We start from the raw sequence: 24,315 nt of genomic DNA on the forward strand, positions 1-24,315 counted from the left end.
TTTAACGGCTCTTTAATATAGGAACATCCCTATTATCAGAAGTAGAAAAGTATACATTTCTACTTTCACGTAAATTATTTGTCAATACTCACCAGAACCTTCACCACGACTTTTATCTTCTCACTTGCTGCTGTAATTTTTTTCACGATATTCCTGTATTATTTTAAATATTAATAAGAAACAGAAAAACAAGGAATACATTCTTGATTCCAATGTAAACTTTTAGATATTAGTTTACATTCATTTTCCCTTAAACATTGACTTCTCACCAATTCCCCTGATATCCTCAAAATACATAATAAAAGTATACATTCAAAATTCTATAAATAAAGAGGTTAAAACCCATGAACAAAAAACCACATCTCATTGATGTCCAACCTATCCGTAGTAAAGAACAGATCGAAGATATGAAATGGGCTCTTAAACGTCATTGTTCTGAAAGAGACTATATTCTCTTTCTAATTGGAAGCAATACAGGATTACGTGTCAGCGATCTACTCCAAATTCAAACAAAAACCATAGTAAAGTTAAAACGGAAAAAGAGAAAAGAATTTATGATCAAAGAAGGAAAAACCAAGAAAGAACGCATGATTAATCTTACTTCTATTTTTGATGAGGTCCATTCCTATGCCGAAACCTTAGAAAACACCTGGTTATTTCCTTCTCGAAAAGGAAATCAACCAATTAGTAAAATTCAAGCTTATCGACAATTGCAAAAAGCCGGAGATTTTGCCGGTGTAGAATCCATCGGAACCCACACCATGCGTAAAACCTTCGGCTATTGGTTCTATAAACAAACAAAAGATGTCGCTATGTTGCAAGACATACTCAATCACAGTACACCACAAATTACACTTAAATATATTGGTATCAATAAAGAAGAGAAAGATAATATCTTAGATACATTTCAAATTTAAAAAATAAACCATGCTAAGCAAAAACATACAATAAGCTGCCCATATGGACAGCTTATTTACATAATTTTCGTTACCGGAAGTTGTTTTTACATTCCAGAAGTGTAGAGTGATAATAAAGTTGTTTAATTCGCTATAATAAAGCAAGAGCCTTACTACATATCAAATGTAATAAGGCTTTAAAAAAGTTGTTTAAAACTGAATTGATCTAAAAGAATATTGTTACTTAAAATGATAATAAAGTTGTTTAATTTTTTTCAACTAAAGCACCTGTTACTTTAAGTACAACATTTCACAATCTTACACATTGATGTTAATCACATTTCTTTCAGAAAGGGGAATTATAGGTTAATTTGCGCCCCTGTTAGATAATGGGGGCTGTTCATGTAGTCGTGGCTTCGCCACTCCTGCAAAGACGTTTCGTTTATATAAACGGCTATTCAACAAACTGGAATTTGGCGAACACGGATTATGCTTATACTATTCGCCTGTTCTTTTTGTCGTATATCACAACGGTTACAATTGAAACAAGAACAATCACAGCATTTGCGGCAATGGTTCCTGCCCAAGTCATAGTCATGGTGCCGAAGATGGGGGATGCCGCATTGAACATGGTGTGGAATAATACGCACATAAACACACGGCCTTTTCCTGATATTTTGTAGATTGCCCCGTTGAAAAACCGAAACGCAATGAGTTGAACTGCAAACATCCAAAAGTTAATGAGTCCCTCTCCGTGATTCGTCCCCGGAATGAAGAAGAGAGGGATATGCCATAAAATCCAAATGATTCCAACAAAAACAGAAGACAAGACAAAACCGTATTTTTTGTCAAGTTCAGGCTGCAATATGTACATCCAGCCAGCTTCCTCCAAGCCACCGATAATAAGATTACCAAGCAGGGAAAGGAAGAACGTATAAAATGGAAGCACCATTTCCGTGTGGCCTGAAACTGCAACATGTATCAAAAAATACAGTGCAAGTCCTGCAACAACGAACAAATAGAGAGATATGCTATTTTTGGCATAAAAAACAGTTCTCAACCATTCCTTGAAACCGGCTATTTTGTTATTTTTCTTCAGAACGATATATGAAGCAATAGCGGGCGACAAAATATAGATTGCAAAGGGGATATTCATCCCGAATTGCTGTAACGAGTGAACCCAATTGTGAACCGAATATCCGAATTGCCCAAGAGCAATCAAAGCACCTGACACAAGATAGGCTATGCAAAATGTCAGCATCGTAAATTGTACTGTGATTTTTTTGTCTGTCATGATTTCTTCACCTCACATTTTAAATGTATACATTAAATTTTAACGGATGGACGCTTTGACTTTTATCACCTAATGTTTGCTTTCTGCCAATTCAAAGTTGCGCTCCGCACAAAATATAAATAATCTCCATTACAAATTCTAATTTATCGACTTGTTTCTAAGCCCCAATTATGGCACTATTTCGTGGTACAGTTATTTTTCCGGTACTTCATTAGCTCATGCTTTATCAAGTAGTTAAGCATTACTTCCCAACTTATTAAACTAGACTGCTCCGTTAGCTCTATAGGGAATTAAACAACTTTATTATTTCTTAAAGGACTTTATTGTAAATTAAACTACTTTATTATCACTCTACAAGAAGACCCTGCTATGACAACAAATGTTGTCCAAATCAGCGTTATAGTGACTATGAGTAAATTAATAGACCTCAAAACATTACTCATTGTACCCCGCTGTATATTTTTGGTCTGTAAGAATACAAGAATAATTGATGTAATGGTACAGGCATATGTTAAGCCTACTCCAATCCAAAACCATGCGATACTGAATGTACCTACTACTCTTGTTTCATTTCGCTCCCAATACGCCATATCTTGAAATTTTAGGCTGAATATAAATCCAATAATTGCCATAATAAATGGAGCAATATTCCAAGCATTTATTCTCACCATAATCGAATCCCCTTCCATTACACAGCAAATCCCTCTCGTTTGGAGAAAGGGGGTATCGGTTCTTACAATTTGTTTTTTTTAAGTAAGTAAAGCCCCGTTAAATTGGCTCCGAATCCAATGATAATTGCAACAATAAAGATTTTCGAGGAAACAACATGATTCGGAATCAACTTAGCAGTATTTGCCACGATTATTGCGAGGATTCCTAATGATAATAAACCAATGAGATAGGTCCAACCTGTTTTCTTTACCATGCTACATGCACCTCCATTTTCCTAATTATACCATTCGGAAGAGGTAATTTGTTGGGGGTATTTGTTTGTATATCCTATACATGCTCGGTTAACATAACGTCTCATTATCGGTAGAAAGAAAAAGGCAAATCCCTACTTTCACAAGGAATCCGCCTTTTTCTTCTTCTATGACTCTATTCATTTTTTATACATTCCTATCCTGGCGCGGTTTTAGATTTCTCTTTTGTTGCCGGATTAGCCGAAAAACTGTATAAAATCTTGCATGCTCTTAGCTTGGATTTTTTCCGAAATGCTGGCGGTACCCCATCGCTATCAAGCTAAGCTCATACAACGTCAATCATAGTAGAGGTTGCTTCTTTTTTCTAAAGGCTACGTGTAGGAAATTTAAAGATTTGCATACGGAATAAACCCTAGCGGGTTTCATTTTTTTGAATTAAGCCGCTTGATTATCAGACAAGGTGCAATTGTAAACGTCACCTAATATATCAAAGACTGTTTTCTTCTCATATCGATGAGATTTTCTCCCGTTTTGCTGTAAGATGTTGAACAAGCGAATTAGAATCTTTGATAGCTCTTGGGTGTCATTCTGTATAGCTTGGAAAAGAAGAAGAAAGTAATCTTTAATCATATATATGGCCTTATATTCACTCAGTTCTCGTTTCTTTTTCATAAGAAGTAATTGCCGCATTTGAAACATGGTAGAAGAACAGAGTAGAATGGCAATCAGTTGCCCATACAAATGGCATTCCAATCGTTCTCGTTTTATTTTTTTACAATGATGAATATGAAAGAATGATTTCCATGTTTTAAATATAATCTCGATTTGCCAACGTAAAGAGTACCAATCATGTACTTGTTCCATCGGGACAATATCTGTAGGGGTGTTTGTCATATATACATTGATACCACTGAGACGTTTACTACGAGGGGAATACTTCATTCCTTTCTTTTTCTCTCTTACAGCTTGATCTTGTAATCGTTTTTGTTGCTGTTGTTTTGTTAATCGGTGAACAATTACACGAGCTGGCACTTTATCAATCATTCCTACATAAGCATCAGCTATTTCACATGTTTGTCCTGGTTGAAGGGAGATCATTAACGTCTCCATATCTATCTGTATATACTCTGTACCTTTCTTAATTCTTCCGTCTTGAAAATAATCAGGGTTAGGATTTTTTTGATAAATACGTGTATTCGACTTGATACGAGAGATATAGTAGGCCTCTTTATCTTGTATATATTGAAGGTCTTTTAAATGAAAATAACCTAAATCTCGGATACATAAATCATTCGCTGTCACAGTTGGGGCACACAGAGAGCCGTAAGTACGATCATGTTGTTTACCTGGACCTGTATGAATATGTAGGAACTGTCCACTTAACAAATCATACTCAAGTTGAATTTTTATCCCAGCCGTATGGCTGCATCCTCCTGCACCTGGATAAACCGATGAAAATACATCCGGGAGTTGAAATGCAGTTGAATCTAAAATACGAATACGCTTAAAAACAGAAGTGTATGGAGAAGAAATCGGCATAGATGCGGCCAATTTTTTGCTTAGTAGTTCGGCTAGTAGGTGTTGTAAAAGTTGGACGGCCGCCTTATTAAACCGTTGATTCAGTCCCTCAGGACTGATGAGTACTTCTGTTGATGCTTCTAAACAGCTAGATAACTGAGTTAAAGAGGCCATAGCTACATTTTGGCTCAACCATACACATAAAGCGACTAAATCTTTTGCTTGGTACTTACTAGTTCGTTGCACAAAGCCAACATCTCTAGCCAGATTTCGAAAAATATTAGGGGATAAAAAGCTTTGAATTTCTTGAGCAAATAGTTGTAATTCGTCAGACACAGAAACAGACATAAAAAACGCCATCCTTTCCTATGATTCTACAGAAAGAATAGCGTATTTTTTCATTTTAGGGGATACTTCAAAATCTCAGATTGATAGGTATATGGCGTTTCTGTTAAGTCAATTACAGGAACCAAAAGTAATTACTTATTTTTCATTTTCACTAAAATTTTTGATATTGCTATCCATAAATTTATAAACATTAAAGTTCCGAAAATATCAGCAACAACTACATAATGTCCTATAAATAGGTTTTCAAAGTGAAAGAATGGAGTGTTATAAATGGCTATTAATAAAGATATAATCATCGGAAACAGAAAAAATTTTTTCTTAGTTATCATATAACTGCAAAACAAGAACGTATAATAAGCCCAAAATTGTGCAGCATACCAGGCATGAGATAGCCGAATACCTGCTTTTGTATGCAGAGTTGTTAAAACCAGTACGAATAATACAAGTAATGCAATTAATGGAGCAAATTTAATGAATTGTAAAAGGTTTAAATAGCGCTTGTTTGAATTTGGATGGTTTACTCCATACTTAAATACCGATTTCGTTATATAATGAATAAAAAATATAAAACCCACATTAATAATTAACATAAAAAACATCATTATTATTCCTTCTTTTCCAATGTATTAATCAACTAAAAAGTTAATTGATAGTTTATTCAAACTTATCTTTATTAAACTCTTTTTTTGGGTAATTTTCAAGTTTGTTTAAGTGGAATGGTCATTTTTTTCGATTATTTTGGGGAGTGACCATTGTCATCAACCTAAGAAAACAGGTCACCTCAAAAACGATAAATAAGCTTTTTCGTTACAAGAAAGCCTAAAAATTTCGTTCTGGGGGTATAATAAAACCTTAGCTTGATAGCGATGTGGCGGTACCCCAAAAAGATGAAAATAATATTATATGTTTTTTTAACACTAGATATATTAATCTTTTTATTCCTAATAAATATGACATATATAATAGCAACAGCATCAAAATATTATTACCATCACTATAGCAAGGGAATGCTTGTAGACTGATCTATACTGCATTCCCTTATTGTATGTATGCTATATTCTTATTCTCCTTTTTCTAACAGTAGAACCACGAATCTTGGCGAAGACCTTCGTTTTTGCCCTGTCCTGGGGTCCGTCCTCGTTTTTTATTCCACGGTTCCCTTGACCACGAGCCTCCGAACCGTCATCGTCAAGGAACTTTCGCGGCATAAACACCAGGACTCAGCAAATCACTTCCAAAATTGATACCATTTCTTTTCATTACTTGCTGCAACCATCTGTTTTACTTCTTGAAGTTCTCGCATAACAGTCATAACCGCTTTATCCCGATCAGTAACCTGTTGTTTTTCTATATTATTAGAATGAGTCAATAGCTTTTGTTGAGATTCCAATACGTTTGTTAGTTTAGCTATTTGCTCATTTTGATTCTGTAATTGTTTTTGTTGTAACTCTACTGTATCTTTTAATTCTCTCAATACTTCTTTTAAATCATCAGATCCAGGAGTTATAACAGTCATATTTTTATTATTAACTGTTAATCCTTCTTCTTTTAAAAGTAATTTGCAAGCATCTTCCAATGTAACTTGTGGCATATTTTTTAACTCTACTAATCTTTGTAATAACCTAACATCATAATCATTAAAAATAATTCGTTCTCGTTCGTCCCTTTTAAAGGCATAACAGTTATAACTCTCAATTAGTAAGTAATATTTTTTAACCGTAGAAGGTGATATTTTTAATCTTTTTGCAATCTGGGATACATTTTCATAAATAATAGGTGTCATAATAGTCATAACCTCCTTTTCAATATTTCAAATTCGTTATAACAGTTATAACTCCTTTATCTTAACACTTCACATAAAATTAAGTTAAATCAATCCTAATTCTTCATGCACAGTATTCATTAGATCTTGTACTTACGAAATAGGTAGTTTTAATTTCTTTTTCTTCTTTGATACTCACTTTACTTAAATTATTCAATAAAAAACATACAAATTAATTAACACTTTGTTTTTTAACATAATAATTTCCGACTAAAAATGAACTACTCTATAAAATTGGAAATTCTGAATCAAAAAAAAGAGAAGAGCATAAGGGGTTTTTGGGCCCAACTAGGGGGTGGGACTAGGCGGAGCCTAGCTTAAACATGGGTACACGAAAATTCCCAGGATGTCCACTCACTGACGACACAAAACCCTTCAAATGTCCCCATTGTGTTCCTAGATGTAGACTCAGTGAGTACACAAAGTCCCTTTGATGTTTCCATATGAGTACTCACTAAGGACATGGTATTTTTAATAAATTGCAATCAAACATTACTTTAAAATACTAAAAGAAAACAATAGGCATCAAATAAATATAAATTCTTCATCTAGAAATAAATACAAACAAAATACAAGATACTATTCAGGAGCTTCAGAATCCTTTCTTAAAGAATATAAACCTCTCGTATGCTATCCTTCTTTTTTTACCTCATATTTTGATTGCCCAATACAAATAATTTCTTTTATTGCATTTTCAATTTTCCTTACAAGGGATACTTTTGAAGATCCTCGCCGTCTTCCTATATTTCCCCCGCCCTTCGGTCGGTCCGTTTTCGCTTACGCTCAAACGGGCATAATCCACCTTATGGTGCGCGGCAAATGCGCCGCACACCATAAGGTGTCAATCCGCTACTCCATATGTATTTGTAAAACTTCAATTTAAGCCTACGCCTGTCGCTCCATATTTAGCGTGGAGAGCAACTGTTATATCCACGTTTCTTTAGCAAATCCACTTGTCTTCGCAACGGCACGGCTATAGCCGTGCTTTCTTCGTACCTTACGGTTCTCACTCCTTTTTTATATTGTTTAATTCAAAAACACATTCGTTCATGTTCATGATCTCATTAAAAATAAATAATTATATATAAAAAGAGCCGTTTCGGACTCAGAGTCATAAACACCATATTAGTGTCTGAATCTGAACCGCGAAACGGCTCTTGAATGTTTAAAAGAAATAAAAAAAGAAAAGTAAATCTATATTAAATTTAACGAATTCCCTGAAAGAATTCTCCTTCCTCAAGCGTGTGAAGGGCGTAACCCAAAGGCTTTGCTTTTTATTTTGCCTCTGATATAATCAGTCTTATAAATCATAAAGGTTGGTATATCAATGAAATTAGATAGTAATAATCATTCAGTGTTCTTGTTGTATTATCATCTTGTGCTGGTCGTAAAATACAGAAGAAATGTATTCAATGATGATATATCAGAATATGCAAAAGATATGTTTTTCAGGTTATCCGAGAATTACAACATAACACTAGTAGAGTGGAATCATGATGTAGACCATGTTCATATTTTGTTCAAGGCACATCCAAATACAGAAATGACAAAATTTATTAATGCTTATAAAAGTGCAAGTTCTCGACTCATTAAAAGAGACTTTCCACAAGTAAAAAAGAAACTTTGGAAAGAGATGTTTTGGTCAAGAAGTTTTTGCCTACTAACTACTGGTGGTTCGCCAATAGACGTAGTAAAGAAATATATTGAAAATCAAGGTAAAAAGTGAGGTGAAATGATATGACAAAGCATAATAAAGCATATAAATTCCGTTTGTATCCAACAGAAGAACAAGCATATCTTATGCGTAAAACCTTCGGTTGTGTACGTTTTGTGTATAACAGAATGTTAGCGGAACGAAAAGAAGCGTACGAAAAATACAAAGATGATAAGAAACAACTAAAGAAACAAAAGCTTCCAACTCCCGCGAAATATAAAACAGAATTTGAGTGGTTAAAAGAAGTTGATTCATTAGCTTTGGCAAATGCTCAATTAAACTTGCAAACTGCCTATAAAAATTTCTTTAGTGGTCAAAATGACTTCCCAACATTCAAAAGTAAAAAAGACAGAAAGTCTTATACAACGAATGTAGTAAACGGAAATATTATGTTGCTTAATGGTCATATCAAATTGCCAAAACTGAAAATGGTACGTATCAAACAGCATAGAGAAATACCACAAGACTATATTATCAAGTCATGTACCATCTCCATGACACCTACCGGTAAATACTATGTGTCCATCTTGACTGAATACGAAAAAGAGATTGTACAAAAAGAAGTAGAAACATTTGTTGGATTAGACTTTGCGATGGATGGATTATATGTTAGTTCTGAGGGTGAGAAAGCCAATTATCCTAAGTTCTATCGTAACGTATTAGACCGATTAGCAAAGGCACAACGAGTATTAGCAAGGCGCAATAAAGGTTCTGAGCGTTGGAATAAACAACGTATTCGTGTAGCTAAGTTACATGAGAAAGTAGCTAACCAACGTAAGAATTTTCTTCATCATGAGTCTAAAAAGTTAGCTGCTAATTTTGATGTTGTAGCTATTGAAGACCTAAACATGAAAGGAATGTCGCAAGCACTTCATTTTGGAAAAAGTGTTGCTGATAATGGGTGGGGTATATTTACTTCTTTCTTAGCTTATAAACTAAACGAACAAGGAAAACAACTTGTGAAAATAGACAAATGGTTTCCTTCCACAAAAACATGCAGCAGTTGCGGAAATGTAAAAAATATGACATTATCTGAACGGGTATATTCTTGTGTATGCGGTGTAAATCTCGATAGAGATTATAACGCAGCTATCAATATCAAAAATGAAGCAATACGCCTATTAGCGTTAGCATAAATAGCAATAAAATAACCTTTGGAACAAGGGAGTTAGCTCGGCTGTCTTAGGACGAATTCGTTAGCTATCAAAAGTAATGACTAACCGAGAAGCCCCCACTTCAAACAGTCCGTTAGGACGTTAAGTGGCGGGTAGTTCACCATAAGTTAGGTATAGATTCCATTGATTTTTAGAGTAGAGACTGATTCCCTCTTTTGAGTCTAACCCCTGTGTATTACATCTATCCATACGGTAAATGAAATTATTAACGGTTTAACTTGTATACTAACAAATTTAGGGCAATAAACGCGGCGCGTAATTGTTGTGTGAGTAATTGATAATCCTCTTTCTCCTATTATTTTCATCAAATTACGAAAACACAGATTGTAACGCGAGTACGACCTGACCATTAATAAGAATAGTTGAAGCTAATAATCTTTACGCTTGAATAGGTTTTAGATCAATGAGTATGGAACGCTATCAAAAAAAACAGTACATATCGCAAGTTAAAATGCTTTGTACTGTTGCTTACTTATCTATTATTTTTTACACCTGCTATAGTTAAAAATTGTTTAGTAAACTAATTTATTTTTCCATTAAATATATCCTATAAATCTTATATGAAATTTAAAGTACAGGTACTAATTTCCACACAACTTTTTCTTTACCTAAGTAGGCTCTTGTAATAGGACCATTTGTTACTTCGATATCTTTATAATTAAGGTATCCTCCTTCTGCTTGCAGGGTATATCCTCCTTCTACAGGAGTTATTATCCAATCAACCGCGTATTGTTCACCCAAACTAATATATAAACCACCCTCTATAAAGTGATCAACAAGTCCTATCCCAGGCATCGGATAAGGCATCCCAATATGGTATGTCTTTTTTTCTTCAGAAAAAACCAATTTCATACGAGCTCCATTAGGTTTTTCCACTGTATTGCCTAGTGAAGGAGCCACTACTAAAGATGGTAAAAAATTAAAAGACCGATGAGAACCTAATCCTCTTGTTGGTAAATCTGCTGGAACTATATAATAATTTTTACTTGTGTCAATTCGATCTACTACCACATCTACCGAATCGGATGGGGTAGATGCACTTGCTTTCTCTATTGGGGAAAATCCTAACAATGTAACTAAAACCAGAAAGTATAGTAATAATCCTTTAAATTTCACAAAAACACGTCCTTTCATATTTAAATATTATAGAGATAAAAACATTTTGAGAACATAAAAGCCTACTAGCTTAATATTAATTACTTATTCACGTATTATCATTTAAACAAGTTATATTTAAAAACTTATATAAACTTTAAGACGCGGGTACTAATTTCCACACAACTTTTTCTTTACCTAAGCGAGCAAATGTAAGAGGACCATACAGTGGTGATTCACCATCTTTATAATCAAGGTATCCACCTTCCGCTTGCAGTATATATCCTCCTTCTACAGGAGTTATTGTCCAATCAGCCGCGTATTGTTCGCCCAAAATAAGGTGTAAGCTACTACCTATAAATTGATCCACAAGTCCTATCCCAGGCATCGGATAAGGCATCCCAATATGGTATGTCTTTTTTTCTTCAGAAAAAACCAATTTCATACGAGCTTCACTAGGTTTTTCTACTGTATTACCTAATGAACTAACTACTAAAGATGGTGAAAAATTAAGAGACGGGCGAGAACTTAATCCTCTTGTTGGTAAATCTGCTGGAACTATATAATAATTTTTACTTGTGTCAATTCGATCTGCTAATTCATTTAATGGATTAGATGATACAGATGCACTTGCTTTTTCTATTGGTAAAAATCCTAACAATATAACAAAAACCAAGAAAGATATTAATGCTCCTTTACTCTTCATAAAATCACCTCCTTTAAAATACTTAACTTATATAATAACTAAACAAACAAAAAATCTGAATATTAAGAAAATTAATTGTAAAATTTAGCATAATTCTTGTTCAACTATTGTATTGCGAATACTATAGTTAACACATTTATCGCTGTAAAAGCCTATTCAATTGCATTAGTAAGGATTCAAAATTTTAATAGGGCAAATTTAACCATGCTTAATAACATACATTATTCATGACCATTGCAAAAATTATTCTTTTGGAGTCTTTCCATGAAATAAATCCATCGTGTTTGACTTATAGGTGTAGTAGTGTGAAGTGTGATTGTTTAAGTAATTAGTACAATATATAAATGACTGGGGAGTTACAAAGAAAAGTTTTCATATACAACCATTCCCAAAGGGTATTGGGATATAAGGTGACAGTTGGATTCGAACCAACATAAAAGGGTATGCTAACCTTGTACCATTCCTAATTGGCATGCCACCATATGAAAAATATTGATATACTAAAATAAAAGGCGACAATCGGATTTGAACCGATGATACAGGTTTTGCAGACCTGGGCCTTACCACTTGGCTATGCCGCCATATAATTCTCTATAAAAGAGAATTAACACTTTGTTTTACGATTAAAACAATGTTAAATATCATATCAATTAACCATTAATTCTGAATAAACGGATTCCACACCACATTATAACATTGTTTATTTAATTTAGTAAATGAAATTACTGATTCTTCAAACATAACAATCCTTTATAGGAAGCCTTCGACATTTTGTCTTCTGTGCTTATTAAAATTTCGTAGCCTCCCCTAGACAAATAAGAGAAGAGGCATGTGAATTCAACGTACAAATATGTGTTTTATTATATGCACCATGATTTGATCCTGCTAAAATAGTGAACGGAAATTAGATATTACAGGATTCTCCTGCCCCTATAAATAGGAATTCCAATATTGTTGTAAATCATCTAATTCTCTAAATTTAATTTTTCTATTTAGCATATTTAAGGATTTTAGATTCCTATTTTTAGGTCAACAGATATACATCCTAAATATAGAATAAGTATCTAATAAAATAATTTTGTACCTTGATAACACCCAATACCTTTTCTATCGAATAGCTTTTCTTTAAATGCTATAAGATCAGTGTAATAAACTATACCTATGACAACCTAGATTCAAGTATAAATCTTTTAGTGTTAATATGTTCTCTTTTTTAATCTTGAGTCCTTCGTTATCTATACTTAGGCATGATCATTGGATCAGGATATGTGTTCATCTGATTTGGTAAAAATGCAGCTATAGCTGCTGGAACTGTCTCTATATAGATATCGTCTGAACCCGCGCCAGTTACAACCTGTTTTAATTCATTTTCATCAACTACACTAATCAATCCACCAGTATTCCATTTTTGTTTTCGCATTTCATCTGATTTTTTTCTTCTAAACATTTGATATCCATCCTTTTTTATAATTTTTTAGTTTGAATTTAAGTACATAGAAAATATTTAAGATATTTCTCTTTTAAATTGCTACTTTTTATATTTTTAAAGCCTAAATGTTAAATTTATAGTTTGTATTGGTATGAATGATTATTTATGATTCCTCTATATAATTTTTTAGGAAACCGCACTTGAGAAATAGATCTCAAGCGCGATTTAAATTAATTAGCATCTTTTTTTCTTTGAGGCATAAAGGTAGTAACAAATGCGACAAGAGCTATCCCTAAACCGAGTCTTTCAGGAATGTCAATATTTAACCCATTATTCCATTTATATATAAAGGAAGCCAAGATTAAAAGGGTAACTCCCCCAGTTGCGAATCTGATTATATTACGGTCTTTTTTTGTTTGAGCTTTCATATCTATCCCTCTTTCTTTTTTATTAGGTTCATAAATATATATGCTTAATTTGCTAGTAACTTGTAATTCGGTTCTATATCCTTGAAGAAGGAAGAGTAATAACCAGCTTTTAGCATTAACTCCTTATGAGTACCTGATTCTATAATAGTTCCTTTATCCATCACAATTATTAAGTCTGCATTCATTACTGTAGTAAGTCGATGTGCAATTACAACCCTTGTACATTTTATTTCATTGAGATAATCATCTACCTTCTTCTCATTCAGATGATCTAATGAACTTGTTGCTTCATCTAATACTAAAATGGATGGTTTATGAACTAAAGCTCTCGCAAGTGCAATACGTTGTCGCTGTCCTCCTGAAATATTGAACCCCATCTCAGATATGAACGTATTATATTGCATAGGCATCTTCATAATGTCATCATGTATTTGTGCTACCTTAGCAGCTTCAACAACTTCTTCTATCGATATATCCTTATCATAAATTGCAATATTTTCAAAAATAGTCTTATTAAATAGTGTAACGTCCTGAGGAACTACACCAATTTGACGTCTCAATGATGATTTTTCGATATTACTTAAATCCACATCATCATAATATATTTTTCCTTCACTCGGATTATGCAATCCCAATAGTAGACGGGACATGGTACTCTTTCCAGCACCAGATTCTCCAATAATCGCTACTTTTTGGCCCGGTTTAATTTCTAAATTAATATTTTCAACAGACATTGGACTATATTTTGTATATTGATAACTAACATCTTCAAAACGTATACGACCTTCAAGATTAGTTATCTCTTTCATATCCGGAGTTTGTTCTTCTTTTGGTGCGTCTAATACATCTTGTACCCTTCTTAAATACGTACCAGTTACAAAGAAAGAATTAAACATTTGGACAATTGACTGACTTAGCCCAAAAAATTGATTGGAAATAGCATGAAAAGCTACTAGATTTCCTAATGTTAACTGATTGTTTAAAATTAAATATGCACCAAGCCACAGAGTGAATAAGGGAGCTAAATTCCCAATAGAACCACTTACTGATTGAATATAATTATTAAGATTTTGCTTCTTTCTATAAGCTTTTAGCAACTTTTTAAAATTTTTATTCCATCGAGTAAATATTTTATCCTCGATTCCAGCTGTTTTAACATTGAATATTCCATACAAAGTCTCCGTTTGAATACTTTGAACTTCACTATTCGCCATAATTTCTTCTTGGCTAACCTCTTTTACTTTGGAGCGTGTAGCAATTAATAAAACTGCGTTAAGTACTGTGAACACTAAAACAGATACCGTTAAAATTGGTGATTTAATTATCATGAAAACAAATATTACAATTAGTAACCCAACATCTAATATACCCTTAATAAGGTTTGATCCAATCATATCTCGAATTATTCTTAGACTATTTACCCTAAATAGAAGATCTCCAAATTTTCTTAGGAGGAAAAAATGATAAGGTAAATGAAGTAAATGATTAATAAATTTACTCATCATTTGTTTATCTAAAAAGTTCTCCATTACAATTACAACCTTACCTCTAACTATATTGAATAGAAATTGGAATCCCACCACAAATACTATTGATATTAAAAAGATATTTAACAAATTAAAATTTTGAGGTGAAATAACATGATCTATTAAATATTGAATTAGAAGGGGTATACCTAAAGTGAATAACTGTAAAACAAAGGACAGTAAGACTAAATTTATTAATAGGGATGGTCTCTCTTTCAAGATGTTAATATATGGTAACCACAAACTTTTAGGCTTCTTTTTAACAAACCTTTCACCTGGTACGCATGTCATAACATATTTTGAAAAATCCCTTTCGAACTCTTCCTTTTTTACCTTATTTCTTCCCACAGCGGGATCAACAATTATTACTCCATGTTCAGCTACTTCCTCTAGTACTACATAATGTTTTTCCTTCCAATAAATAATGCAAGGGAGTGGGATTTTATATAATTCATCATATTCTTGAATTTTAAAACAATTTGCTTCATATCCTAATCCCTCAGCTAGATGCTTTAAATGAAATAGTGACGTTCCATCTCTACCATTACCAATCCTTTCATACATGTCATGAAAAGATACGGTACTATTATGATATTCGGTAATCATCGCTATACAACAAAAACCACATTCAGTCTGTTGGGCTTGTTCTATAAATGGTACCTTTTTCTTAAACATCAACTAGTCTCCTTTCTATATAATTTATGGTACTTAAAATATAAACGCTTCCTAATGTTAATAACAATTAGTAAAATAGGATCAAAAAAACAGCAAATTAATGCTTATTTTTTTGATCCTATTTTACTAATACAAAAAAATTTAGAGTTAAATTCCTTCTAGATATGGAGTTTAATAATAAATGCATTATCATGAATCGTATCAAAGAACCTATAGAACATGTAGAATATCTCGTAAGAGCGTTAAGTGACTGGGAGTTCTGTTTTGATTAAAAAATAAATTGCGTATAAACAGTAAAAAGAGTCCATCATAACCGATGGGCTCTTTTTACTGTTTATTAAAATGAGATACTATTAAGATTTCTCAAGATTCAATTCTCATATTACACGGTCTTTCTCAATGTCTTTACATAACGCACTGTAATTAAAATCATACCAATGGTAAATGCGCTTATTGATGTTAATAATATACCAATAGACAATATACCTTGATCAACTAATTCTATAGACTGTAATGGTAGAGACCATATATATAAAAACCCCCACTTTGCTTCTGAAAAAATAAATACCCCGATTAAAGATAGAATTATATTAAGAAATGTAAAAGTGATAGATGTTTTTATAAATAAGAATAAGAAAAGTTGCACTGTTATTAGAGGCAGTGTTGCAGCGACAGAAATAAAAAATACTTTAACCATGAATAATAAAGGAAATGGATCTGTAAAATCAAAATATCGTCCTGATACATATAGGCTTATTAAAGCGATTAAGTGTACTACAGAAAATAATAACACACTAGATACTAATTTAGATAAAACAATCTTAAAGTTAGTAATCGGAGATAAATGCATTATTTTCCAATTAGTTTTACTTTCAAACTGGCAGAAGAAAGTTGTTATCATCCCTGAAATGACAGGGAGAAAAAAACCAACATAGAAAAAAGATACAAACATCCATACGCCCATCCATGCATTATCCAAACCGTGATTATATTTTCCTACAACGTATTTAGTGTACATAACCATTGAATATATAATCGGACAAAGTGCTAAGATGAAAAATGTAATTTGTTGTGGATGCTTTCTTATTTTTATCCAGTCGGAATAAATTAAATTTATCATTTGAAATCTCCTTTTTTAGTTTTTATTATTGGTTTTAATAAATATGATATATCCAATTCCTAAAATAAGAGCAGTAATAGGAATTCCCGCTAGCATGTACCATTTATCGTACGCCCATAATGTATTAAAAACCTCTAGATTATTCACATAATTAATTGGAGAATATAAAGTTTGATATGAAATAGGGAACCACCAAAGCTTAGTTGAGCTTAATATATCGCCGAAAAGATACGAACATAGGGCTAGCGTAACAATCACTGATTGATTCGATACGTTAATGGATATAATGAACGCCAAAGCGCAGAATGGAACGCTAATAAGAAATGGATATAACGTAAAAACAAATACTTGCTGCATTGAAACCGCATCCAAAGGGATACCTAAACCTGGAATTAATAATACTGTACAAAGCATATGCATTAAGGTTGTAATAATAAAGGCAATCATAACAACCACAAACTTACTTAGATACACATTTAATTTCTGTACTGGATACGATAGTGTTCTGGCCCACGTAGAATTTTTATATTCAATATTGTTTACACTCGCTATAATAAACACAATAAAAAAGTTTAAGATGTATTTTAAGATTTGTAGATTTATGCCAAATACCGTTTCTAATTTAATAGCATGATAATTACTATAATAATTTAATCCGATAAATTCACCCAATCCAAGTATAATAGGCCCTAAAATAATCAAAAACAGTAAATGACTTTTTCTATATTTTATATACTCAGTAGCTAATACACTCCTCATACACTTACAGCACCTTGTCCAACAATATCTAAATATGCTTCCTCTAAATTTTGTTTTTTAGTTTGGAAAGATTGAATGAAAATCTGATTAGATACTAGTAATTGTTGAATATCATTAAGTGATTTATCATCATAATATTCAACACTAAAGATATTATTATTTACATGGAATATATAGTTAGATTGTTCAAGTAATTTCTGAGTAAGAGCTGTATTATTAACTGTAAATTCAACAATATTTAATGATTGTTTATTTTGTAGGGAAGATAATAAACCTTGGTACTTTATTTCTCCTTGATGAATAATCCCGATATGATCGGCCATTTGTTCAACTTCACTTAGAATATGACTTGACAAAATTATAGTAGAATTAAATATACTTGGTGCCTTTTTTATAAATTCTTTTACTTCATAAACTCCCTGTGGATCTAATCCATTAGTGGGCTCATCTAATATTAATAATTCAGGGTTATTCATGAATGCAGCAGCTAATCCTAAACGCTGTTTCATACCAAGGGAATATTTTTTAAAGGCACGGTTTCGGTCTTCATATAGTTTAAATAAATTCAAAAGTTCCTTTATATGTTCTTTATCATTAACATTCTTCAATTTAGAAGCAATTAATAAATTTTCGTACCCCGATAAATGATCATAAAAGGTCGGAGCTTCAATTAATGAACCTGTTTTAGATAAGATTTCAATTCTATTTTTTTTGATATCCTTTCCTAATACTTCTACAGTTCCCTCGTCTGCTTCTATTAATCCTAGTATGATTTTAAAAAAAGTAGATTTACCCGCTCCATTCGGACCTAATAATCCAAATATTTCTCCCTTTTTAATAGTTAAATCAATTCCTTTTAAAACATGTTTGTCTTTATACTTTTTATGCAAACCTTTAATATTTAAAACTTGATTGTTCATAATATCAACCACCTGAATTTAGAATTTTAAATCAATTACAAGTTTAAATTTCTTCCTTATATTTACTTATTATTAATAATTTTTTTACTAAAATCTCCAAATAGAATATAAAGCAAAGATTAATACCCAGTTTCTATGATCTACATGTCATTTTTAATATTTAATTGTCGTTCCACTACACGCTTTTACTACATGATAATAGTAATTCACTCACTATTATCATGTAGTAAAATAATAGTGAGTGAAATTTACAAAGTATCATTAAAACAGGTTAATTAAGAACAAAATTATTTAACACTATTTGTACTCTTATAACTATTAATTAATCCATATCCATACTGATCATCTTTACCAGTTGCACCTAAATCGGTAGCACCATCTTTTAAATACTTGATAGTTATATCTGCCGAAGGTTTTGTAGAATGAAGCTCATAATACCTTGAGATAATAGCTCCTAATGTACCAGATACTGATGGTGCAGATAAACTAGTCCCTAGGTTTAGCGTGTAGCCTTTCGGTGTATTTAGTTGAACATCCAACATAGTAGGTTCTAAATAAGTTGGATAGGTAGTACCAATTAAATAGGATGGATCAAATTTGAATTGGTTATCAATAATTGTTCCATATGAACCACTTGGTGCACTAAAGTCTACCTCTGGACCAAAGTTGGAGTAATTTACAAATTCATCGTTCTTGTCTGTTCCTGATACCGTTAATACATTACTTAATCCACCAGGTACATGAATTTTATATAATACACCTTTCTCATCATCTACTTTTTCAAATGGTTTATCCAAGCTTATTCCTTCATTACCTGCTGAGGCAACTACAATAGAATTTTTTTCTTTCGCGTATTGAATAGCTCTTTCATACGCCTTTATAATTGCGTTCTCATCCTCTAAATTTATAGCCTTATATGTTCCTAAACTTAAGTTTATTACGTCTGCTCCGTTATTTGCTGCATCAATAATAGCCTGTATAGTCCAGACTGATTCACCATCTTTTTTCCCTATAACTTTATATGGAGTAATAGTTATATTGGGAACAATCCCTTTTAATTTATCATGAGCTGCAATAATTCCTGCAACCTGAGTACCATGGCCATTTTGATCTAACAGATCCGGCTCGCTAGGAACATAGGATTTCCCTTCTAAATACTTAATACTATCTTTAAGTTCAGGGTGGTTATAATCTACGCCGCTATCAACTAAAGCGATGTTTACATTTTTTTCTCCTAAAGTTATCTCGTGAGATTTATAATTATCAGTTACCTTGGCAATTTGCCAAGGTGGCGAAACATTCGAGACAGGTTCATTAATAGTAATGGAATTCAATGTTCGTTTCGAAGATAAACTATATTTCAACTTATTATTTGCAAACTGCTCGTTTGGATTTAAAACCTTTGGATCTTGTAAAGTTAATTTAGCACTATTAGCAACATTTTCTATAGATGCTTTAAACTTAGTACGTATTTTACTATCTAAATCGGATTGAATATTACTATTAGTTTCTTTATATGAAATCATTTGGATTTCTGGAGTATATTTAATCTCAATTGCGTTATTTTCCTTTAAAAAGTTTATAATATTTTCTTTGTTATTCTTTTGAATCTCGTTATCCAAAAGAATAAATTTATAATTATCCGTTGTATCTATTTTTTCTGCTTTTACCGGTTGTGTAACTAAACTTAACAAGAATACGGAAAGTATAGTCATAAGAATTTTTAGCTGTTTCATGTATCCGTCTCCTTTTATAATTTAGCCTCTTCTAACCTTAAAATAGAAGGAATTGAATTATAGTCAGATTGTTGTAAAAGACCTACTCCAATCCCACTAAGGCCTGTCATTAAACCAAACGATTCAGTTCCCGTACTAACCCCTTTTTTCCAATTATGCGTTTTAGAATACTCTAAAAGTTGTATACCAATAGAATTTGCTCGTTCGTAAGATGTTTTATCTTGTAACACTTTTGCCGCATACAAAAGAATATCTAAATTTCCAAAATCTCCATGGCATAGTGAACGATTATGACCAAACGATTTATCAATAGTTGTATCTAGAGCCGCATATATATTTTGATCGAGTATACTATTTTCATAATTACTTTCTTTTAACATTAGCCTACTTAATAAGATTCCTGGTGCACCATGACACCAAGCAACAGAATGATTATCTTTAGAAGGAAGTTTCCAATTTTTATGCTTTGGATCATAGAAACTATTTTCATAGGATAAAACTTTATCTGCTAGTTCTAAAATATTAGGATTGTTTATATATTGATTAGCTGCTACCAAAGCAGTAATAATACCCGCCGTTCCATGAGAATATCCTATCCATGAAATATCATCTCTTTGTTTCCAAGAAACATGTCCCTCTTTTCCAGGATGATGATATGCAGCATTTATTAAGTATTCACTTGCTTGTTTGAGAAGTTTTAGATATTCCTTATTACCACTATCTTTATAAAGAGCTATTAGTACCCCGATTACCCCCGCAGTTCCATCAATAATATCAAATACTTTATCTTGCGATAATTTACTAACAACCATTTTCATAGAATCGAGTATGAGTTGTTCATATTGTTTAGTATGTGATAATTGATTAATATGATTTAAAGCATAAATTGAGCCACTAACGCCACTAAAAGTACCAATATTAAACATTCTTTGCTCAGGTAATCTTTGGAGTGAATTAATTACAGGATAAATAGACTTCTCAGCCGTTAGTTTATAATCATTTCTTCCCGTCAAATGATATAAATAACTAAAGAATAGAGAAATACCGCTTAAGCCATTATATAAATCTAAATCAACAGGATAAATATCCCATTTATATTCATTAGAGGCAGATATTACGGTACTAATCCAGCAAAGATCAGATTGATCATTTCCTTCTATAGCATTAGCAATTAAATAATCCCCTATATGACGTGCCTCAATTAAAAATTCCTTAGATTTATTAGCATGAATATTGATCTTACGATATGGATCAATAACTTGTTCATTTGCACCAAATGTAGCTGAATGTGCTAAAAAGCTCATTCGCATAATTCGAATTTGTTGTGCGCAATCTACAATATTAAGGTCATCGATCTTCTGTATTACAGCTTCTAAAGGAGATGACTCAAAAAAGTTTTGAATACAAATTTGCTCTCTATGATATAAATGATTGCTACTCACCGTTGTATAAAAATATGGAATATCATCATTGAGTAGATCAGTTTTTTCGGATTTAATAATTTCTTTTGGTTTGTTCTCTGGTTCCAATGCCAGAGTGTGGAAATAAATATCTCGGTTATATCCTTTTTGTAAAAAATCAGGATGTTTACTTTTTCTTAGTAATTCACCGTATACAGCGGTAGGTCTTAAAATCATTCTTACTATCGTATTTTTAAATTTATCTGATATATAATTGCTATACTGTTGTTTATTATTTAAAATCCATTCATAAATATATTTAAAGCCATCTATTATAACGTCTACATGATCTTTATATGAAACTTTTTCACCTTTAAAAATCGGCTTATTTTTTTCAAATTCATTTACTTTAACATATTTATATTTTGCATCTACGTACATCACATCTGTATTCTTTGCTTCTACTGAAGGTACCTTTAATGGATATAATTGGTCATTTTTATCACTAAGACCACTTAAATCAAGACCTTTATAGTTAGGATTATCGCTATTAAATGCAAGAAATGGAATAATTCCAGTGGATCTAACAGATCTATTAATTAGATTTAGAGCTTTATTATGAGCAGATCCATTCTTTTCTTCTAATATTTTTGCATGGTGGAATAAAGATTCAAGGTCAATTGGAACCGGATACTCACCCATCGCTATAATATTCTCATAATGAAAGTCCACAGCATTTAAACTATATAAAACGCCTAAAAGACTCCCCATTTTAAAATAAAATGATTTAAGTTGCTCCTCCGTTTTGCATTCTATATTCTCAATATATTCAACCCAACCATAAGAATGTTTATCGATGATTTTTGGTGAATACAGTTGAGCTTTATCATTAACTTGATTATTTATCCAAGTAGTTAGATCATTAAATGCCGCTTCGACACCAATTGATCGAGGCTTATAAATAAGTTTTATATTAGGAAGAAATTCAATTAATGAAACCGTTTTGCCATCATTATGTTCATCACCAAGCCCTAATGTAATGGTCATTAGTTTATTTGTCTGAGTATCAATATTAAATGTCTCTTGAATTTGTACCTTATCTTGTTCAAGATTATAGTAAAGAGTAATAATATTATTTGACCAATGGATTAATGTAGTTAACATTGTTCTATATAAAGCAGGATATGTATCCTTAAAATAAACAAAAAATTCATTTGTACTAATGTAAGAACAAAAATGATTGTAACGTTCTTCCGGGGTTTCCCCTTTTAAATTTTCAAGAACGCGTTGAATATTAAGTTCTAATATTAATGTTTTATGGGATAATTCATATAATCTTTTATACATATATTCTAGTGGTGCCAATAATTGTGACTCTTCGAAGAACGAATATGTATTCAATGATTTATGAACTTTAGAAAATGAGTAACTCATAAATTTTTTAAAAAAATTGTAAAAAGTTGCTTTTGATAAATGCTCTTCGATTGTTGGGGGAATTTCATATGTTTGGAAACTGTCAAACTCTGAGAAGGTTAATGATAGCAATGCATCTACTTTATCTACACTGTATTCATCATGTTCTAATTGAGACAGAGTTGATAACTGAATACCTGAAAGATCCTTTAAGATCCCTTCAAATTTATTTTCGTTGTTTTCAAATGTTTTTTTCCAATAATTTATGTAATCCGTAGAATCTGGAACTATCTGATCATTAGTTTTTATTTCATCAATAAATGCACTATGCTTTACAGACACTTTACTACTCCTTTCATTAATAAGAGAAGTAGATTCTCTACTTCTCTTATATATTTTATAAAGATAATTAATTACAAGAAGGCATACATTCTTTTGTTAACGCACAGTATCCACCATTATTACTTAACCGTTACAAGAAGGCATACACTCTTTTGTTAACGTACAGTACCCACCATTATTACCTAACCAACTGCTTAGACCTTCTGGCGTTACATCGCCTTCACCAGCGCCAAATAGAGACTGAATTTCTTTAGAATCAACTTCTCCTGCTGGGTGGTTTGGTGCATCCTCGTTTTTAGAACGTTCTACTGGATTTTTCCATGCTTCTACTACTTTTTTTGATGAACTCATATTTAACACTCCTATTTTTATATTTTTATATAGATAATTAATTACAAGAAGGCATACATTCTTTTGTTAACGTACAGTATCCACCATTATTACTTAGCCGTTACAAGAAGGCATACACTCTTTTGTTAACGTACAGTACCCACCATTATTACCTAACCAACTGCTTAGACCTTCTGGCGTTACATCGCCTTCACCAGCGCCAAATAGAGACTGAATTTCTTTAGAATCAACTTCTCCTGCTGGGTGGTTTGGTGCATCCTCGTTTTTAGAACGTTCTACTGGATTTTTCCATGCTTCTACTACTTTTTTTGATGAACTCATATTTAACACTCCTATTTTTATATTTTTATATAGATAATTAATTACAAGAAGGCATACATTCTTTTGTTAACGCACAGTATCCACCATTATTACTTAACCGTTACAAGAAGGCATACACTCTTTTGTTAACGTACAGTATCCACCATTATTACCTAACCAACTGCTTAGACCTTCTGGCGTTACATCGCCTTCACCAGCGCCAAATAGAGACTGAATTTCTTTAGAATCAACTTCTCCCGCTGGGTGGTTTGGTGCATCCTCGTTTTTAGAACGTTCTACTGGATTTTTCCATACTTCTACTACTTTTTTCGATGAACTCATATTTAACACTCCTATAAATTTCATTATTCTTTTATATAGATAATAAGTTAAATAAAAATACATTTTTTAGTTAACTTATGTTA

Annotated in this window: 22 protein-coding genes, 2 tRNA genes and 3 pseudogenes; 3 read left to right on the forward strand and 24 right to left on the reverse strand. The window is 32.1% G+C overall.

The annotated features are described in order from the left end of the window. Positions 1-344: 344 nt before the first annotated feature. Positions 345-917 (forward strand): tyrosine-type recombinase/integrase, encoded by a 573-nt coding sequence (locus tag ACP6L7_RS11030; RefSeq protein ID WP_098361874.1) that lies wholly within the window; start codon positions 345-347, stop codon positions 915-917. Positions 918-1,389: 472 nt separating this feature from the next. Here ACP6L7_RS11030 and ACP6L7_RS11035 read toward each other — a convergent pair whose 3' ends face one another. From ACP6L7_RS11035 to ACP6L7_RS11060, 6 genes are all read right to left on the reverse strand, one after another. After that, complete coding sequence (locus tag ACP6L7_RS11035) at positions 1,390-2,190, reverse strand: CPBP family intramembrane glutamic endopeptidase (RefSeq protein ID WP_430529227.1); 801 nt, start codon at positions 2,188-2,190, stop codon at positions 1,390-1,392. Positions 2,191-2,525: 335 nt separating this feature from the next. Next, complete coding sequence (locus ACP6L7_RS11040; protein ID WP_087955553.1) at positions 2,526-2,861, reverse strand: hypothetical protein; 336 nt, start codon at positions 2,859-2,861, stop codon at positions 2,526-2,528. A 62-nt stretch (positions 2,862-2,923) separates the two neighbouring features. Next, positions 2,924-3,115: a hypothetical protein gene (locus ACP6L7_RS11045; protein ID WP_087955552.1), complete on the reverse strand. Its 192-nt coding sequence runs from the start codon at positions 3,113-3,115 to the stop codon at positions 2,924-2,926. A 433-nt stretch (positions 3,116-3,548) separates the two neighbouring features. Continuing rightward, the gene (locus tag ACP6L7_RS11050) at positions 3,549-4,979 is read right to left on the reverse strand and encodes an IS4 family transposase (protein WP_430529228.1); all 1,431 of its coding nucleotides are present in this window, start codon (positions 4,977-4,979) and stop codon (positions 3,549-3,551) included. 131 nt (positions 4,980-5,110) lie between these two features. Continuing rightward, the gene (locus ACP6L7_RS11055; RefSeq protein WP_097832698.1) at positions 5,111-5,581 is read right to left on the reverse strand and encodes a hypothetical protein; all 471 of its coding nucleotides are present in this window, start codon (positions 5,579-5,581) and stop codon (positions 5,111-5,113) included. 626 nt (positions 5,582-6,207) lie between these two features. After that, a complete protein-coding gene (locus ACP6L7_RS11060; RefSeq protein ID WP_430529229.1) occupies positions 6,208-6,762 on the reverse strand; it encodes a DUF3967 domain-containing protein in 555 nt (184 codons plus the stop codon). A 1,366-nt stretch (positions 6,763-8,128) separates the two neighbouring features. On the opposite strand from ACP6L7_RS11060, the gene tnpA reads away from it, so the two are divergent. Together tnpA and ACP6L7_RS11070 are read left to right on the forward strand one after the other, a co-directional pair. Continuing rightward, positions 8,129-8,527, forward strand: a complete 399-nt coding sequence (gene tnpA / locus ACP6L7_RS11065; protein WP_098361821.1) for an IS200/IS605 family transposase — start codon at positions 8,129-8,131, stop codon at positions 8,525-8,527. Between the two features lie 11 nt (positions 8,528-8,538). Beyond that, entirely contained in the window at positions 8,539-9,651 is a 1,113-nt protein-coding gene (locus ACP6L7_RS11070; protein WP_098791585.1) for an RNA-guided endonuclease TnpB family protein, read from the forward strand. A 606-nt stretch (positions 9,652-10,257) separates the two neighbouring features. Here ACP6L7_RS11070 and ACP6L7_RS11075 read toward each other — a convergent pair. The 18 genes and pseudogenes from ACP6L7_RS11075 to ACP6L7_RS11145 all read right to left on the reverse strand — a co-directional run bounded on the left by ACP6L7_RS11075 (position 10,258) and on the right by ACP6L7_RS11145 (position 24,232). Beyond that, positions 10,258-10,806 carry a hypothetical protein gene (locus ACP6L7_RS11075; protein WP_097832702.1) on the reverse strand — a complete coding sequence of 183 codons (549 nt, stop codon included), beginning with the start codon at positions 10,804-10,806 and terminating at the stop codon, positions 10,258-10,260. A gap of 136 nt (positions 10,807-10,942) precedes the next feature. After that, entirely contained in the window at positions 10,943-11,491 is a 549-nt protein-coding gene (locus tag ACP6L7_RS11080; protein WP_430529222.1) for a hypothetical protein, read from the reverse strand. Positions 11,492-11,899: 408 nt separating this feature from the next. Continuing rightward, positions 11,900-11,971 (reverse strand) — tRNA-Ala (locus ACP6L7_RS11085). Positions 11,972-12,001: 30 nt separating this feature from the next. Further along, positions 12,002-12,072: transfer RNA gene (locus ACP6L7_RS11090), tRNA-Cys, on the reverse strand. A gap of 650 nt (positions 12,073-12,722) precedes the next feature. Further along, complete coding sequence (locus tag ACP6L7_RS11095) at positions 12,723-12,938, reverse strand: hypothetical protein (RefSeq protein WP_097832704.1); 216 nt, start codon at positions 12,936-12,938, stop codon at positions 12,723-12,725. A 212-nt stretch (positions 12,939-13,150) separates the two neighbouring features. Beyond that, a complete protein-coding gene (locus tag ACP6L7_RS11100; RefSeq protein ID WP_097832705.1) occupies positions 13,151-13,348 on the reverse strand; it encodes a hypothetical protein in 198 nt (65 codons plus the stop codon). 44 nt (positions 13,349-13,392) lie between these two features. Next, entirely contained in the window at positions 13,393-15,549 is a 2,157-nt protein-coding gene (locus tag ACP6L7_RS11105; protein WP_097832706.1) for a peptidase domain-containing ABC transporter, read from the reverse strand. A 382-nt stretch (positions 15,550-15,931) separates the two neighbouring features. Further along, a complete protein-coding gene (locus ACP6L7_RS11110; protein WP_097832707.1) occupies positions 15,932-16,669 on the reverse strand; it encodes an ABC transporter permease in 738 nt (245 codons plus the stop codon). Positions 16,670-16,684: 15 nt separating this feature from the next. Next, positions 16,685-17,428 carry an ABC transporter permease gene (locus tag ACP6L7_RS11115; protein ID WP_097832708.1) on the reverse strand — a complete coding sequence of 248 codons (744 nt, stop codon included), beginning with the start codon at positions 17,426-17,428 and terminating at the stop codon, positions 16,685-16,687. Continuing rightward, positions 17,425-18,348 (reverse strand): ABC transporter ATP-binding protein, encoded by a 924-nt coding sequence (locus tag ACP6L7_RS11120; protein ID WP_001064855.1) that lies wholly within the window; start codon positions 18,346-18,348, stop codon positions 17,425-17,427. Before ACP6L7_RS11120 ends, ACP6L7_RS11115 begins: the two co-directional genes overlap by 4 nt. A 287-nt stretch (positions 18,349-18,635) precedes the next feature. After that, positions 18,636-20,084, reverse strand: a complete 1,449-nt coding sequence (locus tag ACP6L7_RS11125) for a S8 family serine peptidase (RefSeq protein ID WP_097832709.1) — start codon at positions 20,082-20,084, stop codon at positions 18,636-18,638. Between the two features lie 14 nt (positions 20,085-20,098). After that, complete coding sequence (locus ACP6L7_RS11130) at positions 20,099-23,239, reverse strand: type 2 lanthipeptide synthetase LanM family protein (RefSeq protein ID WP_097832710.1); 3,141 nt, start codon at positions 23,237-23,239, stop codon at positions 20,099-20,101. Between the two features lie 67 nt (positions 23,240-23,306). Beyond that, a pseudogene (locus ACP6L7_RS36285) lies at positions 23,307-23,360 on the reverse strand (lichenicidin alpha family lanthipeptide); the annotation flags it as partial. 2 nt (positions 23,361-23,362) lie between these two features. Continuing rightward, the gene (locus ACP6L7_RS11135; RefSeq protein WP_097832711.1) at positions 23,363-23,590 is read right to left on the reverse strand and encodes a plantaricin C family lantibiotic; all 228 of its coding nucleotides are present in this window, start codon (positions 23,588-23,590) and stop codon (positions 23,363-23,365) included. A gap of 37 nt (positions 23,591-23,627) precedes the next feature. Further along, positions 23,628-23,681: pseudogene (locus tag ACP6L7_RS36290) on the reverse strand (lichenicidin alpha family lanthipeptide); the annotation flags it as partial. A 2-nt stretch (positions 23,682-23,683) separates the two neighbouring features. Continuing rightward, positions 23,684-23,911 (reverse strand): plantaricin C family lantibiotic, encoded by a 228-nt coding sequence (locus tag ACP6L7_RS11140; protein WP_097832711.1) that lies wholly within the window; start codon positions 23,909-23,911, stop codon positions 23,684-23,686. 37 nt (positions 23,912-23,948) lie between these two features. Further along, a pseudogene (locus tag ACP6L7_RS36295) lies at positions 23,949-24,002 on the reverse strand (lichenicidin alpha family lanthipeptide); the annotation flags it as partial. A 2-nt stretch (positions 24,003-24,004) separates the two neighbouring features. After that, positions 24,005-24,232 (reverse strand): plantaricin C family lantibiotic, encoded by a 228-nt coding sequence (locus tag ACP6L7_RS11145; RefSeq protein ID WP_430529223.1) that lies wholly within the window; start codon positions 24,230-24,232, stop codon positions 24,005-24,007. Between the last annotated feature and the right edge of the window lie 83 nt (positions 24,233-24,315).

Origin of the sequence: Bacillus silvicola (assembly GCF_050524305.1) — a bacterium.
GTDB lineage: Bacteria > Bacillota > Bacilli > Bacillales > Bacillaceae_G > Bacillus_A > Bacillus_A cereus_AT.

Bases quoted from the DNA above. Each gene is read 5' to 3' on its own strand.
- ACP6L7_RS11030 (WP_098361874.1), top strand. From the start codon at position 345: ATGAACAAAAAACCACATCTCATTGATGTCCAACCTATCCGTAGTAAA.
- ACP6L7_RS11115 (WP_097832708.1), bottom strand. From the start codon at position 17,428: ATGAGGAGTGTATTAGCTACTGAGTATATAAAATATAGAAAAAGTCAT.
- tnpA (WP_098361821.1), top strand. From the start codon at position 8,129: ATGAAATTAGATAGTAATAATCATTCAGTGTTCTTGTTGTATTATCAT.
- ACP6L7_RS11125 (WP_097832709.1), bottom strand. From the start codon at position 20,084: ATGAAACAGCTAAAAATTCTTATGACTATACTTTCCGTATTCTTGTTA.
- ACP6L7_RS11095 (WP_097832704.1), bottom strand. From the start codon at position 12,938: ATGTTTAGAAGAAAAAAATCAGATGAAATGCGAAAACAAAAATGGAAT.
- ACP6L7_RS11050 (WP_430529228.1), bottom strand. From the start codon at position 4,979: ATGTCTGTTTCTGTGTCTGACGAATTACAACTATTTGCTCAAGAAATT.
- ACP6L7_RS11040 (WP_087955553.1), bottom strand. From the start codon at position 2,861: ATGGTGAGAATAAATGCTTGGAATATTGCTCCATTTATTATGGCAATT.
- ACP6L7_RS11055 (WP_097832698.1), bottom strand. From the start codon at position 5,581: ATGATGTTTTTTATGTTAATTATTAATGTGGGTTTTATATTTTTTATT.
- ACP6L7_RS11045 (WP_087955552.1), bottom strand. From the start codon at position 3,115: ATGGTAAAGAAAACAGGTTGGACCTATCTCATTGGTTTATTATCATTA.
- ACP6L7_RS11060 (WP_430529229.1), bottom strand. From the start codon at position 6,762: ATGACACCTATTATTTATGAAAATGTATCCCAGATTGCAAAAAGATTA.
- ACP6L7_RS11080 (WP_430529222.1), bottom strand. From the start codon at position 11,491: ATGAAGAGTAAAGGAGCATTAATATCTTTCTTGGTTTTTGTTATATTG.
- ACP6L7_RS11140 (WP_097832711.1), bottom strand. From the start codon at position 23,911: ATGAGTTCATCAAAAAAAGTAGTAGAAGCATGGAAAAATCCAGTAGAA.
- ACP6L7_RS11100 (WP_097832705.1), bottom strand. From the start codon at position 13,348: ATGAAAGCTCAAACAAAAAAAGACCGTAATATAATCAGATTCGCAACT.
- ACP6L7_RS11135 (WP_097832711.1), bottom strand. From the start codon at position 23,590: ATGAGTTCATCAAAAAAAGTAGTAGAAGCATGGAAAAATCCAGTAGAA.
- ACP6L7_RS11110 (WP_097832707.1), bottom strand. From the start codon at position 16,669: ATGATAAATTTAATTTATTCCGACTGGATAAAAATAAGAAAGCATCCA.
- ACP6L7_RS11070 (WP_098791585.1), top strand. From the start codon at position 8,539: ATGACAAAGCATAATAAAGCATATAAATTCCGTTTGTATCCAACAGAA.
- ACP6L7_RS11105 (WP_097832706.1), bottom strand. From the start codon at position 15,549: ATGTTTAAGAAAAAGGTACCATTTATAGAACAAGCCCAACAGACTGAA.
- ACP6L7_RS11035 (WP_430529227.1), bottom strand. From the start codon at position 2,190: ATGACAGACAAAAAAATCACAGTACAATTTACGATGCTGACATTTTGC.
- ACP6L7_RS11120 (WP_001064855.1), bottom strand. From the start codon at position 18,348: ATGAACAATCAAGTTTTAAATATTAAAGGTTTGCATAAAAAGTATAAA.
- ACP6L7_RS11145 (WP_430529223.1), bottom strand. From the start codon at position 24,232: ATGAGTTCATCGAAAAAAGTAGTAGAAGTATGGAAAAATCCAGTAGAA.